The organism is Paenibacillus sp. P4_E11 (assembly GCF_056401635.1).
In genome coordinates, this window is sequence record NZ_JBFUIX010000038.1 from 32949 (window position 1) to 56676 (window position 23728).

19 protein-coding genes are annotated in these 23728 nt (G+C 49.1%); 4 read left to right on the plus strand and 15 right to left on the minus strand.

Going from position 1 to position 23728, the window contains the following annotated elements; genetic code table 11:
- Nucleotides 1–96: 96 nt before the first annotated feature.
- Nucleotides 97–2421 (minus strand): helix-turn-helix domain-containing protein, encoded by a 2325-nt coding sequence (locus AC1DWB_RS16110; RefSeq protein ID WP_477542100.1) that lies wholly within the window; start codon nucleotides 2419–2421, stop codon nucleotides 97–99.
- Between the two features lie 238 nt (nucleotides 2422–2659).
- Complete coding sequence (locus AC1DWB_RS16115; protein ID WP_477542101.1) at nucleotides 2660–4195, minus strand: fumarate hydratase; 1536 nt, start codon at nucleotides 4193–4195, stop codon at nucleotides 2660–2662.
- A gap of 122 nt (nucleotides 4196–4317) precedes the next feature.
- On the opposite strand from AC1DWB_RS16115, the gene AC1DWB_RS16120 reads away from it, so the two are divergent.
- Both AC1DWB_RS16120 and yfbR read left to right on the plus strand, forming a co-directional pair.
- Nucleotides 4318–5175, plus strand: a complete 858-nt coding sequence (locus AC1DWB_RS16120) for a polysaccharide deacetylase family protein (RefSeq protein WP_477542102.1) — start codon at nucleotides 4318–4320, stop codon at nucleotides 5173–5175.
- A gap of 52 nt (nucleotides 5176–5227) precedes the next feature.
- Nucleotides 5228–5839, plus strand: a complete 612-nt coding sequence (gene yfbR, locus AC1DWB_RS16125; protein ID WP_477542103.1) for a 5'-deoxynucleotidase — start codon at nucleotides 5228–5230, stop codon at nucleotides 5837–5839.
- Nucleotides 5840–5903: 64 nt separating this feature from the next.
- Here yfbR and AC1DWB_RS16130 read toward each other — a convergent pair whose 3' ends face one another.
- Nucleotides 5904–6305, minus strand: coding sequence for a hypothetical protein (locus AC1DWB_RS16130; RefSeq protein ID WP_477542104.1), 402 nt, complete (start codon nucleotides 6303–6305; stop codon nucleotides 5904–5906).
- Between the two features lie 151 nt (nucleotides 6306–6456).
- On the opposite strand from AC1DWB_RS16130, the gene AC1DWB_RS16135 reads away from it, so the two are divergent.
- A complete protein-coding gene (locus tag AC1DWB_RS16135) occupies nucleotides 6457–7749 on the plus strand; it encodes an MFS transporter (protein WP_477542105.1) in 1293 nt (430 codons plus the stop codon).
- 14 nt (nucleotides 7750–7763) lie between these two features.
- On the opposite strand, the gene AC1DWB_RS16140 is transcribed toward AC1DWB_RS16135, so the two are convergent.
- From AC1DWB_RS16140 to AC1DWB_RS16175, 8 genes are all read right to left on the minus strand, one after another.
- Nucleotides 7764–8492, minus strand: a complete 729-nt coding sequence (locus tag AC1DWB_RS16140) for a class I SAM-dependent methyltransferase (RefSeq protein WP_477542106.1) — start codon at nucleotides 8490–8492, stop codon at nucleotides 7764–7766.
- Nucleotides 8493–8581: 89 nt separating this feature from the next.
- On the minus strand, nucleotides 8582–8851 hold the full coding sequence (locus AC1DWB_RS16145) for a stalk domain-containing protein (RefSeq protein WP_477542107.1): 270 nt from the start codon (nucleotides 8849–8851) through the stop codon (nucleotides 8582–8584).
- Between the two features lie 133 nt (nucleotides 8852–8984).
- Nucleotides 8985–10016, minus strand: a complete 1032-nt coding sequence (locus AC1DWB_RS16150) for an SGNH/GDSL hydrolase family protein (RefSeq protein WP_477542108.1) — start codon at nucleotides 10014–10016, stop codon at nucleotides 8985–8987.
- A 64-nt stretch (nucleotides 10017–10080) separates the two neighbouring features.
- Nucleotides 10081–11403 carry an ABC transporter substrate-binding protein gene (locus AC1DWB_RS16155; protein WP_477542109.1) on the minus strand — a complete coding sequence of 441 codons (1323 nt, stop codon included), beginning with the start codon at nucleotides 11401–11403 and terminating at the stop codon, nucleotides 10081–10083.
- Nucleotides 11404–11714: 311 nt separating this feature from the next.
- Nucleotides 11715–12653 (minus strand): carbon-nitrogen hydrolase family protein, encoded by a 939-nt coding sequence (locus AC1DWB_RS16160; RefSeq protein WP_477542110.1) that lies wholly within the window; start codon nucleotides 12651–12653, stop codon nucleotides 11715–11717.
- A 19-nt stretch (nucleotides 12654–12672) separates the two neighbouring features.
- On the minus strand, nucleotides 12673–15342 hold the full coding sequence (locus tag AC1DWB_RS16165; RefSeq protein WP_477542111.1) for a glycoside hydrolase family 38 N-terminal domain-containing protein: 2670 nt from the start codon (nucleotides 15340–15342) through the stop codon (nucleotides 12673–12675).
- 24 nt (nucleotides 15343–15366) lie between these two features.
- Nucleotides 15367–16434, minus strand: a complete 1068-nt coding sequence (locus tag AC1DWB_RS16170) for a Gfo/Idh/MocA family protein (RefSeq protein WP_477542112.1) — start codon at nucleotides 16432–16434, stop codon at nucleotides 15367–15369.
- Between the two features lie 35 nt (nucleotides 16435–16469).
- Nucleotides 16470–17444: a Gfo/Idh/MocA family protein gene (locus AC1DWB_RS16175; protein ID WP_477542113.1), complete on the minus strand. Its 975-nt coding sequence runs from the start codon at nucleotides 17442–17444 to the stop codon at nucleotides 16470–16472.
- Between the two features lie 274 nt (nucleotides 17445–17718).
- Between AC1DWB_RS16175 and AC1DWB_RS16180 the strand changes: the two genes are divergently transcribed.
- Entirely contained in the window at nucleotides 17719–18621 is a 903-nt protein-coding gene (locus AC1DWB_RS16180) for an AraC family transcriptional regulator (RefSeq protein WP_477542114.1), read from the plus strand.
- 179 nt (nucleotides 18622–18800) lie between these two features.
- On the opposite strand, the gene AC1DWB_RS16185 is transcribed toward AC1DWB_RS16180, so the two are convergent.
- The 4 genes from AC1DWB_RS16185 to AC1DWB_RS16200 form a co-directional block, all read right to left on the minus strand.
- Complete coding sequence (locus AC1DWB_RS16185) at nucleotides 18801–20471, minus strand: type 2 periplasmic-binding domain-containing protein (protein ID WP_477542115.1); 1671 nt, start codon at nucleotides 20469–20471, stop codon at nucleotides 18801–18803.
- A 51-nt stretch (nucleotides 20472–20522) separates the two neighbouring features.
- Nucleotides 20523–21422 (minus strand): carbohydrate ABC transporter permease, encoded by a 900-nt coding sequence (locus AC1DWB_RS16190; protein ID WP_477542116.1) that lies wholly within the window; start codon nucleotides 21420–21422, stop codon nucleotides 20523–20525.
- Between the two features lie 21 nt (nucleotides 21423–21443).
- Nucleotides 21444–22394, minus strand: a complete 951-nt coding sequence (locus AC1DWB_RS16195; protein WP_477542117.1) for an ABC transporter permease — start codon at nucleotides 22392–22394, stop codon at nucleotides 21444–21446.
- A 58-nt stretch (nucleotides 22395–22452) separates the two neighbouring features.
- A partial coding sequence (locus tag AC1DWB_RS16200) for a HEAT repeat domain-containing protein (protein WP_477542118.1) occupies nucleotides 22453–23728 on the minus strand: 1276 nt, incomplete at its 5' end.

The window sequence follows — 23728 nt, forward strand, 5'->3', positions numbered from 1 at the left end:
CTTTTTCGGATAACAAAAAAGTGCACTTCTCCGAAAAAAAGTGCACTTCCTGCTACACATCCCGGCTATATGGCTGTTTCCAGCTCTCTATCCGGGTTATTTGTAAAGCTCACGGTATCGCGTCGGCGTAACGCCCTCATGCTTCTTAAATACACGGTAGTAGTATGAGGGTTGATAGCCGACGAGAAAGGCAATGTCGTTCACCTTCTCCTTGGAGTGCAGCAGAAGCTCCTTCGACTTCTCCAGCCTCAATCGTGTCAAGTAATCTATGAAGTTCACACCGGTCACTTCCTTGAAGCTTGCGCTCAACTTCGACATCCCGACGTCGAATCGATCCGCATACATCTCGAGCGAGATGTCCTTCGGATAGTCTTCCTCGAGAAGCAAGACGACTTTCTCTACCGTTTCTTTCATCAAATCAAGCTGCGTGCTGCTCTCCGTCTGCTCAATCTTCTCCATATAGAAAGCAATCTTCGTCGTGAACCATAGCTGTATTTCCTCTGCTTCACGCATCCTGGACAGCTCGTCATACAGATCTTCTCCGTCGAACAAGTGAAGCGGATTGTAGCCGGTGAGCAGTACTTGGTGGATGAAGGCTCCGAGCAGCTGATGCATCCCTTGCTTGACGGCAATTTCAGTCTCCCCGCTCAGCGTGAGCTCACGTACGAACTGCTCGAGTGCGGCTAATGTGTCTTCTCGTTCTCCAGCTCTCATCCGACGCAATAGTTCCTTTTCCGCCGCGAACGGGTACGCCAATGCCGTATCCTTCAGTGTTGTCTGCTCCATGACGAAGATCTGGCTCATCTCCTGCATATTCCGATGGCGGAACGAACGGCATATTTCATGGTAGGCCAACGGCAGTTCGCTGACCTGCACAACAGGCTTGGCAATGCCAGCCAATACGTGCAGGTGCAGCACCGTAGTGAGCCCACGAATCGTCTGCTCGCTGAACTCATATAGCCGTGTTTCCCTCTCCTCGACTGGTTGCTCAGCCGAAAGCAACACGAACAGGCAGATGGACAACTCGTTGCCGCTGCCGCTGGACACTTCCGCCTGCTCGAATTGACCTTCGGCCAATTCTCCGATCACGTTGGCCGCAGCGAAGGTCGCGAGTTGCTCCTCGCCTTCGCCGAACCGATCCCGGATCTTGCTGTACCCGATCAGCCGGAACACCATGAGGGCAGGCACCCGTCCTTCCATCTCCCAGCCATACTGCTCCATGCGGCTGCGAAGCTCCTCCTCGGACAGATGGCCCAAGTGTTCGTTCAGCAGTTGGAACAAGAACAGCTCACGCAACGTGCCGATATGCTGCTCCATGCGCTCGTGCAGCAGTTGGCTCTCACGGTTCACGAACTGCCAGTGCCGTTCAATGAAGTCTACTTCGTCCCCCGCCTCTGCGTCGGCGGGTCCGGGCTTCGCAGCACGGAATAGCTTCACCAGACGGGCGAGCGGCTGCGTCAGCTTCCTCGAAGCGAACCAGGACAATCCGATGGATACGAGAATCCCAAGCCCTCCAACAGCCAATAATATACGCGAGGCGTTCACAACCGGCTGCGTCAACGCCGAAGTCGGCGTGGCGGACACGTACGTCCATCCCGTCCGTTCGATGGTACCGTAGGTGACCGAATATTTATCCCCATTCCACAAGCTGAAGAACGAGCCTTCCTGCTTATCCGATTGACGGGCGACCTCTCCGCGCAGGAAGTAATCGAATGCGTGCGCCTCATCCTGCGAGACCGCCGGATCGAGCCAGTCACCGTTCGACTTCAAGATGAAGGCGCTTCCGTGTAAGGCAGGGTCGAGCCGGATCAGCTCGTTAACAGCTGCCGCATCCATCTGCGCCAATAAATATCCGTATGGCGCTCGCTGCGGCACCATCTGCACAATCGAAAGCTGCCCCTGCGCGTACGTCCAATAATGATTCATGTCGCGAATGAGCAACGATCGGAAGAAATCGAGCTCCTCTGTGTTGTTGATCGGCACGACGACACTGCTGTCCAGTGCTGACAAGTATAAGCCATTGTCCGGCAAGTATAGCCGAACCTCCTTGATCAGCGGATTAGAGTTGCCCATAACGAGAATCGTCTTGGCCAGATTCAGCTCCAATACAGGGTCCTTCTGAATCGAATCCGCGGACATATCACCGAGCGGAGACTGAAAGATTGGATTGAATGTCCACATCGTGACCATCTTCTCCAGTTGCTCCAGTTGCCCGTTCAGCGTCTCGGCCATATGCTGCAGCCGGAGTTGATGCGTCCGATCCACCTCCCGCTCGATCTGTGCAGCTCCTACGAAATAAGTGATGACTGCAAGCAGGGCCGTTGGCAGGCTGGCAAACAATAGGACCATGATGAAGCTTTTGCGGAGCAGCGGGACCTTCCCCCGTTTCACCCGGTTAATGGCAAGGCTGTTCGTTAACACACGGCTTCATCCTCCTGATCGAGTAGGGAGTTGTCAAATATTAGGTTATCGGTAACGCAAACTATTCTGTCAATGGTAGTAATTAGAGCCCCAATGAGCTTGTCCTCACCGTACTTTCCCGTTATTGTAACATTGCTATCCTGAACGCGGCAATATGGGAGCGCTATTAGGGAATAATTGGAACAGGAGCCTAGCGACTGCTTCGCCAGGCTCCTGCAAGCGTACCTATTCGATTCGTTTACTTGAACACCGGCTCCTTGAACGTAGCCAGCTTCTCCAGCGAATTCTTCTCTACATCCGCGTGCAGGCTGTTGCCGTGCGAATCCATCGTCACGATGGCGGCGAAACCTTCAGTCTGCAAGTGCCACATCGCTTCCGGGATGCCGAATTCCATCAAATCCACGCCGTTTACTTTCTTGATGCACTCCGCATAATATTGAGCAGCACCGCCGATGGCGTTCAAGTAGACCGCTCCGTGCTCGCCCAATGCCGCGAGCGTCTTCGGTCCCATCCCGCCTTTGCCGATAACGGCGCGAATGCCGAACTTCTTAATAATGTCGCCTTGGTAAGGCTCCTCACGAATACTCGTCGTCGGGCCGGCCGCCTTCACATGCCATTCGCCACTCTCGTCCTTGGCCATAACCGGACCGCAGTGATAAATAACATGTCCATTCAAGTCAACCGGCGAGTCGTGATCCATCAAGTAATGATGCAAGGCATCGCGCCCTGTGTGCATCTCGCCATTGATCACGACGACATCGCCAACGCGAAGCTGACGAATCTGCTCTTCGGTAATCGGCGCCTGCAATACGATTTCCTTACGCTCTTCCTTCGGCTCAGCTGGCTTCGCTTGGTCGTCCGTCATAGGGACTTCCTTGCCATCCTCGTAGATCCACTCTTGAATCTCGCCTGTCTCAGGGTTCAACAGCACGCCTTGACGACGGAACGCCCAACAGTTGTAAGCAACGGATACGAAGAAGCTGGCGGGCAGTCGATTCATAACTCCAATCTTGCAACCAAGCAAGGTCACTTGACCGCCGAAACCCATCGTGCCGATCCCGAGTTTGTTCGCATTGTCCATCACGTAATCTTCCAGCTTGCGGAGGTCCGAATTCTCATTCACATCATCTACCGTGCGGAACAACTGATGCTTGGCCAGCTCGTAACCCGTTGTGCGGTCGCCGCCGATCCCAACCCCGATGAAGCCTGCACTGCATCCTTGGCCTTGCGCCTGGTACACAGCGTGCATGATGCACTTGCGGATGCCATCGAGATCACGTCCTGCCTTCCCTACCCCTTCCAGCGTGGCAGGCAGGCTGTACTGAATATTCTTGTTCTCGCACCCGCCACCCTTCAGAATAAGGCGAACATCGATCGTGTCCTGCTCCCATTGTTCAAAGTGAATGACTGGCGAACCTGCACCGAGATTGTCCCCGCTGTTCGCGCCAGTGAGTGAATCTACAGAGTTGGGGCGCAGCTTGGTGTTCTTTGTCGCTTGACGAACGGCTTCTAACACTTGTTTCTTCATCATAATCTGGTTTGCGCCAACCGGACAATGTATAATGAAAGTCGGCATCCCCGTATCCTGACAGATCGGCGAAACGTTGCACTCGGCCATCGTGATGTTCTCTGCTATAGTGGATAGAGACAACGCCGCACGTGTGCCGGTGTCCTCTAGCTCCTGAGCTTTTTGCACAGCGCGTCGCACGTCAGCAGGTAAGTTAGTCGATGTTTCTACAATAAGCCGGTATACACTTTCTTGAAAATGATTCATGATGAGGGCAGTCTCCTTTATAATGATTCTAATAAGCTATCTATATAAGCATCATACCAGATTTTTTTCATTTTTGTCATGTCGTTTGCTAGAGCCTATGTCTATTTAGTGGAAGGTGTCCTATGATTAAATCCATCTTACGAGCTTTCATCCTGCTTATCGTTGGCTCCTCCCTGCTGCTGCCTCGATTGAGTGCCTCAAGGGACAACACCTTATACACCAATCAAGTGGCCGTGCTCATGTACCATCATGTGAGCGATACAGACGAGAGCTCCAGCACCATTACGACCCAGCTGTTCCGTGAACAGCTAAGCTTCCTGCGGGACAAGGGTTATACATTCATCTCGCCGGACGAGCTTCATCAGTTTCTGAAAGGCGGCTCCGTTCCGAACAATGCCGTTCTGGTCACCTTCGATGACGGCTACGAAAGCTTTTATACGAACGCTTATCCCATTCTGGAACAACTGCATGTGCCTGCGGTCAACTTTCTCATTACAGAGACACTGGATCATCCGGACTACAACCCGTATATCGGCAGCATTCCGTTCATGTCTCGAGACCAGGTGCGCGATATGACGAGCAAGACCAAATCGATCAAGGCCGCATGTCACACGAATGGCAACCACAACAAGCAGGGCAACCTGGCATACTTGACGAACAAATTAACGATTAATGACGTGGTCGAAACCGATGAGCAGTATAAAGCGCGCATTCTGTATGACACACAGGCTTGCTTGCAAGAAGTGAGTGCGCTAACCCAGGAAATGACGGTCGACTTGGCCTATCCATTCGGGATATCGAACAAGCTGTCGAGAGAGTTCTTGATGCAATGCGGCATTACTTTCGCTTATACGATCACGCCACAGATGACGACTCGTCGGACGGACCCGATGTTGATCCCGCGGATCAATGGGGGGAATCCGAATATATCGCCCCAGCAGTTGCATAGTACGATTACAAGGAGCATTGTTGTGAAGTAGCAGGAACCCTGCACCCAATCCATTAACTTTATTCAAAGGGGGCGTACCTAGGATGGAAAGCCATTTTCTTGCCTACTTATACCGATTGAGATATATCGAGCGTTGGAGTCTGATGCGCAACGTATTGAAGGAGAACGTCGCTGAACATACGTTTCAGGTTGCCTTGCTGACCCATGCCCTCTGCACGATTGCGAATGTAGTGTATGGTCGAAGCGTGCCTACCGAGCATATTGTGACGCAGGCGCTGTTCCATGATGTGACCGAGGTGTTCACAGGAGATATTCCTACGCCGGTGAAGCATCACAACAAGGAAATCTTGCATAACTTTCGCGAAATCGAGGATATCGCGGCTTCCCGGCTGCTGAACATGGTTCCGGAGGAGCTGAAGCATGTGTATACCCCGTTGATCGGCGAGCACGGCAAGAACACGGAGCTTACGCCAGAGCAGGTGGAGCATAAGAAGTACATCAAGGCGGCCGATCTGCTGGATGCGTACTTGAAGTGTGTCACGGAGCTGTCGGCGGGCAATCGAGAATTTTCCATGGCCAAAAAACAAATCGAGCAGTCCATCACGAAGATGAACATGCCCGAATTGGAGTACTTCCTGGAGCATATGGCGCCTAGCTTCGAGAAGACGCTCGACGAGTTGTCTGAGGATGTGTAAGCAATAGGAGCCGGTTCATCACTAAGATGAGACCGGCTCCTTCGCGTCTTGCCTACCCTGTGCCTTAAGCGAACCACGTAGGATTATACATCAGGATGACGAGCATAATGAACGCTACCGCCGCTACGCTGCTAAATGTGCGGAACTTCCGTACGGAATCTGCCGTACCGGAGTTGCCGGTCTTCAACCGCTTCAGCGGGCCGGACATCATGCCAGCCATGGCGAACATAACAAGGATAATAACGACTGCCGCCACCATCCATGTAATGGACATGCCAGCTTTGCTAACCATATATCCACCGGTCAGGAAGCTGATGATCAGAATATACTGGCCGATCCGGTTCAGCCGATGCAGGCCTGCAGCCGTATCGGGCTTGGCCGCCCCGCCTGCGAGGAAAGGTAGCACCACATAGAAGATCATTAGAATCGCAGAAATCACGTGAATCCATTTAAACGTATCATACATAGCTGTATAGCCCCCTGTCCATGTTAGGTTCATCATATGTAGTATAGCGAAAAAAAGAGTTTGGCACAAATTGGCGGGCGATTTGTTTAAGAAACCATTTTCCTTATTTTAACTCTAGGAAGTTTCCCGTCGATTAAGGTAACCTAGACTCATGTCTATATTTCTGAACGAATGGAAAACCCAGTTGATGGCGTACAGCCGGAACATCCGCCTATTCTTCATCTTCAATCTGGTCTGGAATCTGGGGCTCGGTATGTTCGGGCTCGTCTACAATTTATACGTAAGATCACTAGGCTACGACCAAACCATGGTAGGCCAACTGGTAGGCGTCACCGCCATCGCTTCAGCCCTCATCCTGATCCCCGCCGGGATTCTGAACGACCGATACGGTCCGAAGCGACTCGTCGCCATCGGCTTATTCGGCGTGGTCATCGCGTACGGAGCACGCTGCGTATTCGTGACCGGACAAGGCTTGATCGTCACGGCGTTCCTCGGCGGGCTAGCAACCGCAGTCGTCTCGGCGACGATTCTTCCGTTCATGGCGAACAATTCCACACCTCGACAGCGGGTACACTTGTTCAGCTTCAACATGGCGCTCGTCATGATGGCGAATGTGATGGGGAATATGTTGGGCGGGGGGCTGAGCGATGTGTTCCAGCAGGCATTTCACTTCTCGGAAGTGATGGCTCTCCGAACGACACTGCTCATCGGGGTAGGGACGGCGGCTTTGGGGTTGATCCCGGTGCTGTGGTACGCCGGGGATATGGGGGACGAGGCTCAGCGTAAGTCTAATGCTGTGCAGCAACAACCGCGTCGTTGGCGGGGGCGGCGATGGCGCGACCTAGATGTGAAGCAGCGATCGTCGCTCCAGGTTATTGGCCTGTTCGCTGTACTCGGGCTGCTCTCTTCCACAGCCGGGGGTATGATTATTCCTTACCTGAATGTCTACTTCGCGGACCGCTTCGTCGTGTCGCATACGACGATCGGTTTCGTCGTGTCCCTCGGGCAAGGGGCCACAGCGCTCGCCTTCCTGCTCGGACCAACGATCGCCCGCAAGTTGGGTGAAGCCCGAGCTGTTGTGGTGCTACAGCTGAGCTCCATCCCGTTCATGCTGCTGACGGCATATACCTCAAACTTCTTCTTGGCGAGTGTCGGGTATTTGTTCCGCCAAGCGCTCATGAATGCGGCGAATCCGTTCTACAATTCGATCAAAATGAAGTATGTGGATCGTTCCATGCGGGGCCTCGCCTCCAGCTCGGGCGAGGCGATGTTCAACCTAGGCTGGTTCCTCGCGTCTCCAGTCAGCACAGGGCTGGTCGCTCATTACGGCGCCTATTACGGATACGCGTACGCCTTCACGATTACCGCGTTCGTGTATACGCTGATCTCGATCTTGTTCTATTATTGCTTCGTGAAGAAGGAACGGTTCCGCGAAGTGGAGTAAGGGAAATCTGTTACTCAGTGTTGCCACCACCATACTCCTGCGCATTCAGGTAATGTAGCGCTGCCTCGGTCACGTACTTGCTCCGATAGAGTGTCGCCGAAGAAAAACCCTGTGAGTTCCACCGCCTGCTCGAGGCTATCGAACGTGTAATCCGTGCGGATCCACTTGTGTTGGAACCCATACTCCTGCTCCAACGCCACGTAGTAGTCGGTCAGGAACGCTGGCGGGTTCGGCGTTGTCGCCCCGGTGCCCATCGTCTCGAAGATGACGATGGTGCCGTTCGGGCGGAGCACGCGCTTCAGCTCCGCGAGGATCGTGCGGAGCTGGCGTTGCGCATTGGCGGCGCCCGCATGTACGGCATAGCTGATCGTCCAGCCGGCGACGATCAGGTCGGCACTGCTGTCCGCGAGCGGCAGTTCGCGGTGGTCGGCCACCGCGGTCCGCACGCTCGCGTGCGCGAGGCCGGCCGCCTCGAGCCGGCGGCTCGTGACGTGCAGCATCGCGGCCGAGGCGTCCAGCGCGACGACGGAGTGTGCCTTCGGCGCGAGCTCGAGCGTCAGCCGGCCGGAGCCGGCGCCGAGGTCGACGACGTCGAGGCCGTCGACCGGTCGGATCGCCTCGATGATCGGCAGCAGGCCGGTCTGTTTGGCGATGAGCTGGTGGTAGCGGTCGGCCTCGAGGCTGTAGATGTGGGTGTGATTCGGTTCGCGGTTCGGTTGATCGTTCGATGTTTGACTTGGCATTTGGTTTTGCCCCTCTCGATTATGGTAGTTGGCGATTGGCCTTCTTTACCGTAAGGCTTCACGTAACGTGAAGGTCAAGGGGCTTACCCTTACTTAGACTTCAATGAAGGAAAGGTTGTAGCAGGCGTATTCCGCGGCTCCATTTCGTCGTACGTCACCTTGCCGTTCAGTTGTTCTGCTACGAATCGGAGTGGGACATAGGCGTGACCGTTGTAATTGAGCATCTCGTACTCGCCCCCAATCGATTGCTCTTGGCCATACAGGAACAATTTCACTGGATAAAGGACCGTTTCCATGACGTTAGAAGCGTACCCGATCGTGGTGAAGGATAGAGCACAGCCTAGTAAAATTCCAATCAACAACTTTTTCACTTATCAAATTTTTGCTTTATCGCTGTACCGCTACGTAAAAGGACTCGCCGACGTATCGATCGGCGAGTCCTTTCTTTGCCATTACTGGTTTCCATCACGGGTTTCGATTCAGCTCCTGAAATCAGCTCTCAAATCCTCTCAGCCAGTAATAGATCGCATCGGCCATTTGATTGTATCCCGTGTCAGCCGGGTGAACCCCGTCCGACTGACGATCAATCGTCGTGTTATTTCTTGAATTCACTGCAACCGTCGACACCTTCATATTGTGTTCCGTGTCAAGGATCACATTAAGCGGGACAAGGTAAATGTTCTCTGTGGTCCGGTTTTTGAAAGCGGCCAGAATTGCTTTATTCCATCGGAACCAGTTCATCTTATATCGCCATCTCGTTTGTCCGGAGCCGTAGTTATTCCCGAATGCGTCCTGATGCTTTGACGGCGGAATCGTTAGGCACATGCCGATCTTCACGTCCGGGAACGATGTCTTAATATTGGCGATCATGTTGTTATATGCCGTGACCGCCGCATTAACGACGGCGTCAGCGCCGGAATCGCTCGTTTCGTTGAAAATATCATTGATCCCCAAGTGGAAGATGATAAAATCGACATCGGTATACCCTTGACTGCTCATATATTGCGAAAAGTTAAATGCACCATCGAACACAAAGGGGCTGGAGGAATCCGTAGTATATTGTTCCACTCGCCAGCCACCCCGACCTTCGTGAAGGTTCGGTGCCGTTCCTTGCGAACCTAGCAGCGTAATGTCCATCGTATCGAAGCTGTATAGGTTGAGCAATTCGTTAGTATACTTACCGGCAGCCGTTATACTATCCCCAATGAATAAGGCACTTTTCGTGACACCACTTCCAACGCTACTCAATTTGACTACTACCTCTGCCGAAGCCGTACCGATCTTCTGCACGCTCTTTTTGTCGTACACGTCAATCGTGATCGGGTATGTTCCTGCTGTATTCGTGATTAATGTCCAACGTTCATTCTGATGGATGCCGATTGAGCAGATAACGTCAAATAGGTAGTCATCTGCATGGCCTGCAATCAGATTGTCAAAGTAAATGTTGATTTCTTTGCCTGTCATTGCGTTTATCGTTGGAGGCAGTTGAATCTCAATCGGTTTGTCTTCAGCGAAGGCGCTCATTGTTCCTTTCCTTCTCCCTGCTTCGATTTGACCGCCGCCATGATGCACCGCAACGCACGATCATCTATTTCCTTACTTCATCGACCTTTTTATTCGCTTCCTCTTCCGCATCCCGCAGCGCACTGTTGACATCCTGTCCCTTAATAACCTTGTCTATGCTTGCATTCAGAGCGGGCCAGGCCACAGCTTCATAAGAATTCGTATAAGGAAGCTGACCGAAAGGATGCTTGAAGACAGCGCTTACGTTTTTTCCCTGCAGCACATCCAGCTTGTTGCCGAACTGCTTTTGGATGGCATCATCTTTCAAGACGCTAATTCTTCCGTTCTGTGACAAAAGCATCTGTACTTCCTGCGAAGTCGTCAAATAAGAAACGACTGCGGCTGCCTGCTCTTTGTGTTGGCTTACCGATGAAACAGTGAGATAGAGCGGCTTGGCAGGACCGGAGGTCTTGGGTTGGTCTTTGGAGTAGGGCATCGCCGCCAGATCCCAGTTTAAACCTGCTGTTTCTTTCGTAAATAGACCGTATGCAGCACCTAACCACTGCGGATATATAGCTAATCGTCTCTCTTTAAAGAAGGCATCAGGCTGAACGACAACAACACCGGCATCCAGCATTTGCTTGACCATAGAAAGCGAATGCTTCCATCCTTCCGTTTGAATTTCGGCTTTTCCTGTCTTGGAATTAATAACCGGAAGCCCGAATTGCATCCCGACGGTATACAAATTACCCCAACGATACCCAATATAATCAATCTTGTCATCTTTTCGAGTCAGTTTTTTGACGAGGGTGACGAGATCCTCGTAGCTCATATCGTCAGTCGGATACGGAATGGCGAATCTATCAAAAATGTCTTTGTTGTAGAACATCATGTATTTGTCTAAATAGAACGGCAACCCATACAATTCCCCTTTGGAACCCATAGCTTTGACTCCGTCGAGGGCGATCTTGTCTAATTTACTCAGGTTCACGTTTTCCCGCTTCAACAATTCGTTCAGATCCAACGGATAATTATATTGCATCAACCCTGATAAGTTGGGATAGTCCGTGATCACGAGATCCGGAATGTCCTTTGCCTGACCTGCAGCAATCAACGAAGATAAAGAAGTAGCGTTAATCGTTTGGATATACTCTACTGTAATAAAAGGATATTTTTTCTTGATGGGCTCGGCAATAAATTTATCGATGTCTTCCTTCTGAACCAACGTATTGTAATACATGATTTTCAAAGTAACCGGTTCCGTACTCAATGCTTTAGGACTCGTCGTTTTGTTATCCTCTGGGACAGGCCCTGCATCAGGATTCCCCCCTGTGCATCCGGCAGCGATACAAACAATCAGCATCATCATGACCCATGCATGAACTGCTCTTTGGCGTATTCTAATCATGTCATTACTCCCCTCTTATACTTTGGCAAACTCTTAACGAATGAGATCACTGGCCAAAAAAATCAAGGACTTATTTACAAATGACTGACTTGGAAGCGCTAGCAAGACATTGGACGTACACAGAATCCTTTTTTCTATCCTTCCCTCCTCTCGCTACTTTTCGTCTCGCTATTATCATGATAGAACCAACCCAAGAATCGATCTTTACCATTTATTCCGTTTATTTTGCACATTCGTGTTAATCCACCCTCGGTTGCGGAGCAAAAAAACGCAGTGGAGTATTGTACTCCACCGCGTTATTATTCAAGCTATTAAAGTCTAGACTTGTTCTGATACGTTAACGATTGTGTAAGGTAGTCATCAAGCAGGGTAAACTGAAACTCATTCATCAAGTCTTGAATCGATAATTCATCGGTCTCGCATGACAGTAGAACTGACCCCAGATAGCTGGGATCCGTTACTTTGACCTTCGACCCGTATTTGGCCCGCATAGCTGCCAGCTTCCCCTGGTGTTGATCCAGATGGATGACCGCGCAGTCCAGATTAACAGTAGCACTTACATAAGGGTAATAACTCGATGTTTGGGCGACGACATGACCAACAGGCGATAGGATAGCACTCGGTAAACCGCCAGCGATAGCCCCGACAAAGTGGGAACGGCAGGAATAAGCCCAATAAGCCTGCATAAGACCCCCGTGAAACATGGAAGGGAATACAATAAGATCAGGCTTGGATTGCACATATTGCAGGCGCAGTTGATCAAAGTTCAAATCGAAGCAAATAGCGAAACCTACTCGACCAAAATCACATTCGATGATCGGAGCCTCATTCCCGCATACGATGCCATCTCCTTCAATCTCTGTGATAACGGCATGATTTTTGTTATACACCCCAAGTAATTCGCCGCTACGTCCGATAAGCTGTACCGAATTCCGCCAAGTACCGTCTTCCATTAGACGGATAGATGGATAAGCAATATGACATCGGTTGTCGGCAGCAACTTGCGCCAGAACATGCAACAGCTCGTCACCCCGGTTGCGGTAGAACGCTAGACGCTGTTCTGGCGAATAATTGACAGGCATGTCACAGCACTCAGGAAATACGATCAAGTCCGGCTGATCAGGCAGCACTTGGTTCAGTTCCCTTAACAAATGATTTTTCATTTGCTGCATCGCATCTTTGTGTGGCAGCCCTGCACCGATATTAGCGTAATGACCGCTCAACGTACTAATGGTCACCCTTTTAGCCATTGTTACGCCCCCTTCTTAATCAGTCTGGCTGGAACCTTATCCGATAGGTTTGAATTTCCGAACCGTGGAGATTAATGTCGAATCCGTCGCTCTCGTGAGGAAGAGGATCGCTGCCTTTTTCATTCATATTCACTTTGGTTACACCTATAATCGTCTTGAAGCTGGAAAAGCGTGCAGTCGAGCTTCGGGATGACACGTTGTAGCAGCGAATGATCATTTCATTCTCTATTCCGTTCTCAGGACGCTTGAGCGTACTCAAGCATATATCCGAATCGGATAGTTGAAAAAAACTCGTCGGAGCAGCAATCGTATAATCTTGGCTCACTGGAGAAGAGCTTACCCGGTAACTCGCCTGCAACCATTCATGCAGCCGGATCAAATCGGCGAACGAAGTATGCCCATCAAGCGGTGCAATCGCGTATTTGAAATGAAGGTCACCGATTACTTGACCTCCCTCCTCCCCGTTCGATTCCACTGTTCTTCGGAATGAACGGTATAGCGTCACTTGGAGCGTTCCCCTCTCATCCTCAACTGCCGCACACTCATGAAGGCCGTAAGCGGATATGAATGCGAGTCCTGTACCCTCGTCTCCACGCTTACCCACAATGCCGCCCATCTGCTTCTCTGGGACGTCGCACTCTTTCCAATCCTGGGTGCTTCTATCGAAACCCGTCTTCCGTTCCTGGAATGCAAAGGGCTGGTTCACGAAATAAGTGTCGGATTGAATGCCTGTTGGCAATGATACTCTTAGTCTATGGTCACGCGCATTGTTCGTCACAGTCGTTTCAACATCAACAAACGTCGCCCCTTTGGACAAGCCCACTTTCGAGCGAATAACGAGCACAACTGACTCCGATGAACGGCGGAACCCATTTGGATGCTCTTCCATTCGGCTTGGGATAAGAACGGAATGTGTGATTTGGAAAACCGTGCGAACCGGCCCATTCTCAATTCTCTCGATCGTGCATGGAGCGCCATAACTAGATATCAAACGATCTTCTGCAGGGTTGGCATGATTATACCCGTCTCCGATCTCCCCATCATCCAAATAACTCAATAGATGTTCATAGCACGTTCCATTCCGCTTGTCGTGGATGCTAACCGTGCCGTTATCTCCAATGATCAGCTTCAAATATTCGTTCTGTACTTCTCTCTCATGCTGAGACAGAACATTCAAATATCTGCACGTTCCCACGAACGGAACAACATCGTATTCGGCGTAGCCCATTGCTGGCAGATCCACTTCCAATGAAATGGTGTGGCGATTGTTAACCCCAATCTTCTGATTAAGGATGCGATGCTTCCAGTTTTTACGCATACTGACCAGACCATAAGGCACTTCTTCCCCAAGATGGTTATAAAGTTTGAAGCTATTCTTCACCTCGTAACCATAGTGGACCTCATTCATGAACGGATAGTTCCTATCAAAATCCAAATCCACCGTGACAACAGCACGTTGAGCGAATGGAAGCGGGTTCCATACGGTCATAACCTTCCGCCAACTGCCCTCTCCCGGAACATATTTGTTCGTTTCCTTATCCAATGCAGCACTTATTATTTGCCTGGAGATTCCAGCCGATTGGTCAAACCGATATCTCATATCTAGATGGACTTGATCGATGGAGCAACCACAGATCGAATCGTGCGGATGATTCTGAATCAAATATTTCCAAGCCATGTCCGCATAAGATTGCTGTATGTTGTGACCTCTCAGCGTGGCAATTGTGGTTAATGGCTCCACCCATTTCTCAAGCAACGTCTGACATTCATCGTTCGCGCGCTTAAGAGGATAATAGCTGGATAAAATGTTCGGCAGCAGTCGATTGAACCCTTTCTTTTTAGCTGGCTCGTTCAATTCCCCTATTCTGACGGTCATCTTCTCCCGATACTGCTCCATCTGCAAGCCCATCTGTTCGATATTGACATGCTTTAGCTCCGCCTCAGGATACAGCCTTCTCACGGTGGCCAGCACTTCGTTCGTTTCCTTGCGAATATGCCCATGATCACAGCTATCCATCAGCAAATGTACGGGAAACGGGCTCCGATTCAGTTCGAAATCAATACGTTCCTTCAGAAATTGGTCCTTCTCTTCCCCTGACAGCTTCTTGCTGGCGGCATCGTTAAGCGCGACTAGAAATGCACCATACAGACCTTCATCCTGCAGCTTGAACGTAACGCACTCACTCCCATCAGGAGATCGCCATAGGAAATGGGCAGGAACCGTGTGGTCATTAACCCCCCTACCCACTACAGCATGAGTAATGCCAAATCCATTGAAAATTTGTGGCATCTGAGCAATATGACCGAAAATATCACATAAATATCCGTACTTCCAAGCTTGTGTTCCCCACTCCTCGCATATCCGAATTCCTTTAATCAAATTACGGATCAGACTCTCCCCTGACAACAGGTATTCATCTGGCATCACATACCAAGGACCGATTATGATGCGTTTCTCCCGTATCAGCTTCTGCAATCTCTCGCGCTTGCCCGGCTCAATTTCTAGAAAGTCCTCCAGTACAATCGTTTGACCGTCCAGATGGAATACTTCGAAGTCCGGCTGTGTCTCAAGCACCTCAATCAAATCATTCATCATCGTAACTAATCTATAGCGGAATCCTTGGAACGATTGATACCATTCCCTATCCCAATGTGTGCCGGAATAATAGTAAATCGTCTTTGTCTTCAATATCCACAACCTCCTGATACGGGCTTATGTTGTGACACTCTTCCAATCTTCATCTAGTCCAAGTCCGCGCAAATCAGCGAATGTGCTGTTCAACTCTGCCTCATACAAGCGCCAAACGACGCGAAGTCCCTGCAGACTTGCTGGGCCATCCGTTATCGGACGTGAACCGTCCCGGATACAATCGAGAAAATGCCCGATTTCGAAATGCGTGAATTTGCTGGACATGTTCATGTCGAGCAATACGGTTGTGCGTGATTCTGTATCCAGATTCGCACGTTCTTCCTTGATATGTGTATGCAGATACAGCTTTTGATTAGCAAGATGAATCTCCAGCATGCCTTCCGTGCAATGCGCATGAATGCTCCATCCGAGTCTAGTCCCTCTAGCTCCCCATGTCCCGAAATGGTACCCTAACGCACCGTTCTCGAACTCAATGGTTACATTACTGGTCCCCTCCTTCTCCATCCAGGGCGTTCCGAAGTTCGTACCCAGATGAATACCTCTCACAGGCTTACCCAAGAACCAGAGCAACAGATCGACGTAGTGGCAGCCATGACTAAAGAACTGTCCACCACCTAACCGCTTAGCTGATGTTGCCCAGTGCCCTTCTGGGTACTTAGTGAACTGCTCCGTCCAAATCGACATTTGGAAGCACTCCCCATAAGTTTTGCCGTCAATCAGCTCCTTCATCATGCGCACAGCAGGGAAGAATCGGACAGGATAGGCGGTCATCAATACTTTGCCTGCTTCATCCGCAGCAAGAATAAGCTCGATACACTCCTCCTCTGTGTTGCACATCGGTTTTTCCATCAATACATGCTTGCCGGCTTTCAAACAGGTCATCCCGACCTCAAAGTGCAGATCATGCGGCAATACAACCAACACTGCATCGACTGCATCCAGCAGCTCTCGATAGTCCGTGACGAACAGCTCTGCTCCTGCAAGCTCCGCTGCTTTACGCGCTCTTTCCTCAATGATGTCGCACGTAGCCGTGATGACCATCCGATCACTTAACTCTTGATATCCGGTGCTGTGTGTGCTTGCCATGCCACCGCAGCCAATCACTCCAAGACGTATAATATTCGTGTCCATATGTGTCTCTCTCCCTTATTCTAATAGTTAGATTTTTATGATTCGATTGCTTCGTATCCTGCTGCCGCGTAGATCGACTCGGTCAATTTCACAACCTTGAGCGCATACTCTCCGGGAACCAAGACCTCATGTTTACCCCTTATCGCATCCAAGAAACTGCGATCGGGATCCGTCTCAGCTTCGGGAAGCTCAGGTTCGATCAGATCTTGTCCATTCAGGTTAAGCGTTACTCGGCCGTCGTCATAAAAGATGGCGCCGGCTTCTCCAATAAAGGCATAAGTTTCCATCACTCTGGCCACCGGGGCCAAACCGATAATGTTCATGTTGCCGATGGCGCCTTCCGCAAAGCGGATATTCGTAAGTGTATCAATTTCCACCGGCGATCCGTGACATTCCAGTTGAACCGTCAACTCTTTCGGCGTCAAACCTGTCGTCCACAGCAGCACATCGATAATATGGCTGCCCGAATCCATCAGCATGCCGCCCCCGGAAAGCTCAGGGATTTGCCGCCAAGTTCCTACCTGCGACTGCTTCCAATCTTGATACATGGTTGCCGTCACCGAAGTAAGTCTACCGATCACCCCACCCTGGATAGCTTGATGGATATACATGAATGGGGGCATAAAATGTCTTTGGAACGATACCTGCAGCACTTTGCCGTATTTCTCGGAGCACGCGATAAGCTGTTCCGCTTCCTTGGACGAGCAAGTCATCGGCTTCTCGATCAGCACGTGCTTACCTGCTCGCAGCGCCTCCTCGGCATGCCGGAAATGCAGCGTGTGCGGAGAACAAACGATTACCGCATCCAATTCACTATCGTTTAACATGTCGGTGTGATTCTCATACTCAGTTGCCTCATTCAGCCCGAATTTCTCTTTCACCAATTGCCTGCCCTGCTCCCCCGGATCCGCAAGCGCAACAATTTTCGTATTCTCAATGCGGGACAATCGCAGTGCGTGACTATGCGCGATGTTGCCGCACCCGATGAAGCCTACTCGAATCACATTCATACCGTTTCCACCATAGCGATTGGATTAATGATGATGTTCAACTCGTTATCACTTCCCTTGTAAGGTATAGTGGTGTACTGCTCTAGCAAAGTATTAGAGCTTAATTCAATAGTAGGACCTTAGCTGATTTTCATCTTTAGCATTAATTCCGCTGTTTTTGCACTTTTGGATCAATCGTGTTTCAACTTATTGTTTCGTAGAGGATTTTGAGTATAATCGAACTATACTTGACTGACCTTATTGGCTATACATTTGTTTTAAGGAGGGACAACCGATGATATATAAACGTGTGACGCTTAATCAGGAAATCGTCGTGGACAGCATTATTACGTTTCATTATTACGAGCTCTCTGGCTCTTATTCGACTAAAGGAGAACGGCACGATTTTTGGGAATTTGTGTATGTAGATAAAGGGGAAATTCACGTCAAGATGGAGGACGAGCAATTCAGCTTGAAGCAAGGGGAAGTGATTTTTTATAAACCTAACCAGTTTCATGGCGGGCGAGCCGACGTTAAGTCTCCTCCGAATCTTATTATCGTTACTTTTGATTGCGCTTCTATAGCGATGAATTTCTTCGAGAACAAGTGCTTCAAGGTCAATGAGCAGGAGAAAAAAATTCTGACTATGCTCGTAAATGAAGGATATAATGCACTCACCCCCCGCCTAGATAAGCCATTCAAACGCGTCATGCACAAAAAGAAAAACGCTCCGTTCGGGAGTGAACAGTTAATCAAGGTGTATCTGGAGGCGCTGCTGATCCATTTCATTCGCAGGCTTAAAAACATCGAGACAGAGCCCCAGCTTCGTTCAGGTGAAAACAGCAATAAGGATGAAGATCTGACCACACAGCTTGTCGCCTACATGAAGCTTCATGTTGAATCGAAGCTGACATTGACGGACATCTGCAAGAAATTCGCGATCGGCCGATCACAATTATTGCGTATTTTCAAATCGAACACCGGATGCGGGGTCATTGAATATTGGAATGACCTCAAGGTGGAGCGAGCCAAAACGATGATTCGTGAGGAAAAATACAACTATACGGAAATTGCCAAGCTTCTAGGTTACAACAGCATCCACTATTTCTCCCGCCACTTCAAGCGGTCAACTAACATGACGCCTACCCAATATTCACGATCCGTACGTGCGAAAATTTCGCATCATCCTAGTGGATAGACGATCACGGTCCTTGTTGAAAATCGGGCCCTTTGTTTAATAACAACAAAAAAAGAGGGCTATCCTTAAGGGTATTCTACCCTTTTGGGACAGCCTCAGTTCAAGATATCAATCCGACGGTTTTTGTCAACTACAATCAATGTGGTATGCAGGCTTTGATTCTCAGCTACTTGCTTCCACTATTTGTATTGCCGATCGTATGCGGATTGCATTGTGCTTAAATACTTTTCATAGCCTAATTTCTCGATATCCTTCTTGTAGGCATCCCAATCCTTGTCGATGTCTTTTTTGCCTGTAACGAACTCCATGATACTTTTCTCTACATAGTTGGACAGTTGCGTTTTGGGCTCCGCGATCGCTTCCGCTTCATTCTTCTTATAGAAGATCGGCGGTGGAATGATGCTTGCACCATATGGCTTGTAATCTTTGACAGCAGCATCCCACAAGATCTGCTCCTGGTTAAATGATCCGTCGTTCGTAACGGCAAGTGTACCTTTATCATCTGCAGCCGCATACAAAATACCTACAGACGCCCAGAACTGATCGGTTGGTGTACCCCATTGGTAAGTCTGATTCCATAAGGCCTGATCGCCGTTCAGTCCCTTGACCCCCTGCTTAGGCTTTTCCCAAGTCACACCTTCTTGACCGTAGAAGAAGCTTCTCCATTCCAGATCATGGGAATAGTCGACGGCCAAGGCATCACCTAGGCGGAAAGCGAGCTCTGGATTATCGGCATACTTGGTGATGACATAAGAAGGAGCGCCGAATGGTTCGTACCAGGGAGTTAATCGTTTGCCGCTTGCACTTTTCAATGGAGGTACCACGACAAACTCATCTCGTGCCCCAGGCTGTGCGATTTGGATCAAGGAGCTGAGCGCACCGTCCGCAAATGCCCCTACACGGTTGCCGTCCGGTCCGCCAATCAACACTTTTGCCTGATCAACCTTTAATGAGAATGCCTCTTGGTCAAGCAGCTTCTCGTCATACAGCTTCTTCAGGTATTTCAAGCCATCCTTCCAACCATCCTGCATATAGGAAGCTTTAATTTTTTTGTTATCCATATAAAGCCAGCCATAGCCCTTGCCGGTACTCGGAACGAATGGATTCATAAGAAAACCCGTTAAATCCCCATTCCACCCATTCGTAGTCGAGATTAACGGGATTTCATCCTGCTTGCCATTGCCATTCAAATCTTTTCCTTGGAAGGCCTTTAACACCTTATAGAAATCGTCTGGTGTTTCCGGCATCTTCTGGTTTGCTGCAGCCAGCCACTTTTTATTGATCCAGAAGCGCTGTGCATACATGCAGTGCATACACTCGGATACCATAGGCAGTGCGTAGATATTGCCATCCGGTGCGGTAATCTGCTTCAACAAATCAGGATATTTTTCTGTCAGCTTTTTGATATTGACTCCATCTTTTTTAATATAATCATTCAAGGGCAGGAACAGGCCCTGCTCTCCGTATGCAGCAATCTGATCAGTGGACAGGCCCGCTTTCAAAAACACATCGGGCAGTTCAGTGCCACTTGCAAGCATTAGGTTAAGCTTTTGCTTCCCTTCCTCCGCTGCCTCCGGCCCAAGCGTGAATTTCAATTTGACATTTGTTTTTTTCTCCAGCCATTTGGTAGCCACGCTGTTATCCCATTCTGTGATCCAGGATATCTTAGGCGTATACATGCTGATTTCCGTAGGCTGGCTTACGATTGGAAACTGCCCAGGTGTCGATAATGGCACCGATGACTTACTTGTAGCTCCTCCATTCTGATTCGAGCATGCCGCAAGCAAAAGCAACAGAGCTAAAGAACAAATGATGACCCATTGAAATCTCTTTCTCTTGAAATTCTTCATCTGAATCCCTCCTTTATTATTTTGAACAAGCAACGAACGGCCTAGGCCGGTTCATCCTTTGATGGCCCCAATCATTACACCTTTAACGAAATAGTGTTGAATGAATGGATAAATAACAAGCATAGGAACGGAGGATACAATGATTAAAGAATATTTCAGCAGTTCACTGAGTCCCATCTTGGCCGATAATGTATCAATATCGACGTTCTGCATCATGGACATGTCAATACTGTTAGCAACAAGAATATCACGTAATACTAATGTCAGGGGCCGAAGGCTTTCCTTGTTTATATACAACAGGGCATCAAAGTAAGAGTTCCAAATCGAGACCGAATAAAATAGCGCCAATACAGCTATGATCGGTTTGGACAATGGGAGGAGGACGGATAACAAATAGCGCATATCACTGCAGCCATCTATTTGGGACGCCTCGAGCAACTCAGTAGGGGTACTCTGGAAGAAGGTTCGCGTAATAATAACATTAAACACTGACATGGCTTGCGGCAGCAGTAGCGCCCAGCGGGTATCGATCATTCCAAGATCCTTGACAAGGATATAAGTAGGAATAATTCCGCCACTGAAAAACATCGTAAAGGCAAAGATCATCATGATTGCATTTCTCGGTTTAAAGTCCCGTCTCGCCAGTGGATAAGCAGCCGCGATTGTCAGTACCACACTGATCAACGTACCCACTAAGGTATAAAAAATGGTGTTTGCATACCCTGTCATGATGCTGTTGTTTGCGAAGACTGCCTTGTAGCCAGCAAGTGAAAAGTCTACAGGGAATAGCCATACTCGGCCGGTTACGACAGCGTTGGGTGAGCTAAAGGATGCACTAACAACGTAGATGAGGGGATATATGATGATCAGCAGCATCATGAATAAGAACAGATCGTTAGTGAAATAAAAATATCGATCCTGTTTATTTATTCTTTTGTTATATACGCTCATGGGCTTCTCCTTAACCGATAATTACCACAAACTGGTATTCCCGTATTTTCTGGCGAGTCCATTAACAAACACTAGAATAACGAAATTGATAATCGAGTTAAAAAATCCGATGGCCGTCGAATAGGAATAGTTGGGCAAACTGCTTAGAAAACTTAATTTATATAGGTATGTCGAGATGACCTCAGAGGAGTCTAGATTCGTAGTATTCTGCATGAGATACACCTTCTCAAAGCCGACACTCATAATATAACCGGTATTCAGAATAAGCAGGATGATTGCGACCGGGATCAGAACAGGCAGATCAACATAGAGGACTCGCTTGAACCGGCTTGCTCCATCCATAATAGCTGCCTCGTGCTGCTGCCAGTCTACAGTCGATAGGACGGAGATATACAATATAGAGCTCCAGCCTATGTTTTGCCAAACGTCGGACCACACATACAGATGTCGGAACCAATACTCAGAGCCCATAAACAGAATAGGCTCGCCTCCGAAATGAACTATAAGCTGATTGACAATGCCAATTTTGGGTGACAAGATTTGATACATCATCCCGACAAGAACAACGACGGATATAAAATGTGGCGCATACGTAATCATTTGCACAATTTTCTTGAACTTGGCACGAAGTGTAATGTTGAAGGCAAGCGCCAGAATAATCGGTAATGGAAAGCCGACCAACAATCCATAGAGCGTTAAATATAGCGTATTTCGTATGACAACCCCAAATGATGGAGAGGCGAAGAAGTTCTCAAAGTGTTTGAAGCCTACCCAAGGACTCCCCGTAATTCCTTTAGTAGCGATAAAATCCTTGAACGCAATTTGTAATCCGTAAAGCGGGAAGTAATGAAAAACAACGATATACGTAAATGGAAGCACAATAAGCAAATATAATTGATAACGAGCAACCAATTCTTTCTGGATGAGCTTTAGTATCGTTGGAGCATGATTGGGTCTTACTTTTCCTTCCAAGTAATCACCTCCTGCTGCCGTATTCACTATAACGTGCTAACCCCAGCTATTTCATCACTCAATAAGTGCTTTTCACCGTAGTCACCGGGCACCAGCGAGCCGTCTTTAAGAACGGGAGCAAGATTCCCAGCGCCTCACTGCTGCCGATGCGTTCAAGGGCGCAAGCTGCAATAGCTGAAACATAACGATCTTCATCATATAACGATGTCGCTAATACAGGGATAGCTTCTACTGCCGACTTCCCTAATCGAGTTAGTGCCAAACCGGCATTAAAGCGGATATATCCATTCTTATCCTTTAATTGCGTACATAGGGCAGGAACGATTTGCCCAACAGGCTGCTTGATCATCCCAAGCGCTTCTGTAACATGCATGCGTACAAAATCAGAATCCTCTTGCAGCCATTCGATCAGCTTGGGCACAGTGGGTGAAGCGCAATCACCTAACTCTCCCAAGGCAAATGCTATATACCCATATACATTTCTATTCAAATAGTTCACATGCATGGCTTCCTCAAGAGCGTTTAACGCAAGACCACCTTGTGAGGACAACCCATACGCAGCACTGCGGACAACGAGCTCGGACGAATGATTCAAAGCCTCTATTAATGCAGGAATCCCATGCTCACCCAATGACGCTAAGCCGTAAGCACCGTTCAAGGCATTCGGCTCTCTTTCATCCTCAAGCTCACGAATAAGCTGGGGAATCGCCCTCTCCGCTGCTTCCTTCGTTATATCTTGTTCTAAAGGCTGAACTGGATTACCCGATAACCAATTCCACACACTATCCCAAATCAACTGATGGTCATGAATGGGGTGGCTTACTTGCGGCGGAACGAAGTGCGAGATCTGGTTATTCCATTCCGGTTGCTTCGGTGCCTCAAGTCGGTAGAAAAGGAACTTCAGCATGAAGCGATCGAGATCCGAACGATTCGCCATCGCGGTATGCCAAATATCATAATCGATTAAGGCAAAGGTACCCGCTCTTCCCAAGATGGAAAGTTTATACTCCGAATCATCTCCTGCAAGCTTGAAGTAATTCTGAGTGCCTGGCATAATCGCAGAAGGTCCCATATCTTCTGTAACATCCTGCATGTAATAAAAGATCATTGCATACCAGGGATGATGATTACGTACCTTCTCATTCCCCCAATAATCGTCTTTATGCCATGCCATTCCCTTGCTGCCTGGTCGATTATAATGTCCATGTCGATGGGCATCCAGAATATAATCCGGACCTAACAAGCTCTCCAAAGCGCCTGTTACGACCGGATGATCAAAAAACTGCTGAATTTCAGGCATTCTTGGCAGTAAATTGTTCCCCGGATTCCCCTCC

Excerpts from the sequence above, each read along its gene's own strand:
- AC1DWB_RS16115 (WP_477542101.1), bottom strand. The coding sequence starts at position 4,195 with ATGAATCATTTTCAAGAAAGTGTATACCGGCTTATTGTAGAAACATCG.
- AC1DWB_RS16120 (WP_477542102.1), top strand. The coding sequence starts at position 4,318 with ATGATTAAATCCATCTTACGAGCTTTCATCCTGCTTATCGTTGGCTCC.
- yfbR (WP_477542103.1), top strand. The coding sequence starts at position 5,228 with ATGGAAAGCCATTTTCTTGCCTACTTATACCGATTGAGATATATCGAG.
- AC1DWB_RS16130 (WP_477542104.1), bottom strand. The coding sequence starts at position 6,305 with ATGTATGATACGTTTAAATGGATTCACGTGATTTCTGCGATTCTAATG.
- AC1DWB_RS16135 (WP_477542105.1), top strand. The coding sequence starts at position 6,457 with ATGTCTATATTTCTGAACGAATGGAAAACCCAGTTGATGGCGTACAGC.
- AC1DWB_RS16140 (WP_477542106.1), bottom strand. The coding sequence starts at position 8,492 with ATGCCAAGTCAAACATCGAACGATCAACCGAACCGCGAACCGAATCAC.
- AC1DWB_RS16150 (WP_477542108.1), bottom strand. The coding sequence starts at position 10,016 with ATGAGCGCCTTCGCTGAAGACAAACCGATTGAGATTCAACTGCCTCCA.
- AC1DWB_RS16155 (WP_477542109.1), bottom strand. The coding sequence starts at position 11,403 with ATGATTAGAATACGCCAAAGAGCAGTTCATGCATGGGTCATGATGATG.
- AC1DWB_RS16160 (WP_477542110.1), bottom strand. The coding sequence starts at position 12,653 with ATGGCTAAAAGGGTGACCATTAGTACGTTGAGCGGTCATTACGCTAAT.
- AC1DWB_RS16170 (WP_477542112.1), bottom strand. The coding sequence starts at position 16,434 with ATGGACACGAATATTATACGTCTTGGAGTGATTGGCTGCGGTGGCATG.
- AC1DWB_RS16175 (WP_477542113.1), bottom strand. The coding sequence starts at position 17,444 with ATGAATGTGATTCGAGTAGGCTTCATCGGGTGCGGCAACATCGCGCAT.
- AC1DWB_RS16180 (WP_477542114.1), top strand. The coding sequence starts at position 17,719 with ATGATATATAAACGTGTGACGCTTAATCAGGAAATCGTCGTGGACAGC.
- AC1DWB_RS16185 (WP_477542115.1), bottom strand. The coding sequence starts at position 20,471 with ATGAAGAATTTCAAGAGAAAGAGATTTCAATGGGTCATCATTTGTTCT.
- AC1DWB_RS16190 (WP_477542116.1), bottom strand. The coding sequence starts at position 21,422 with ATGAGCGTATATAACAAAAGAATAAATAAACAGGATCGATATTTTTAT.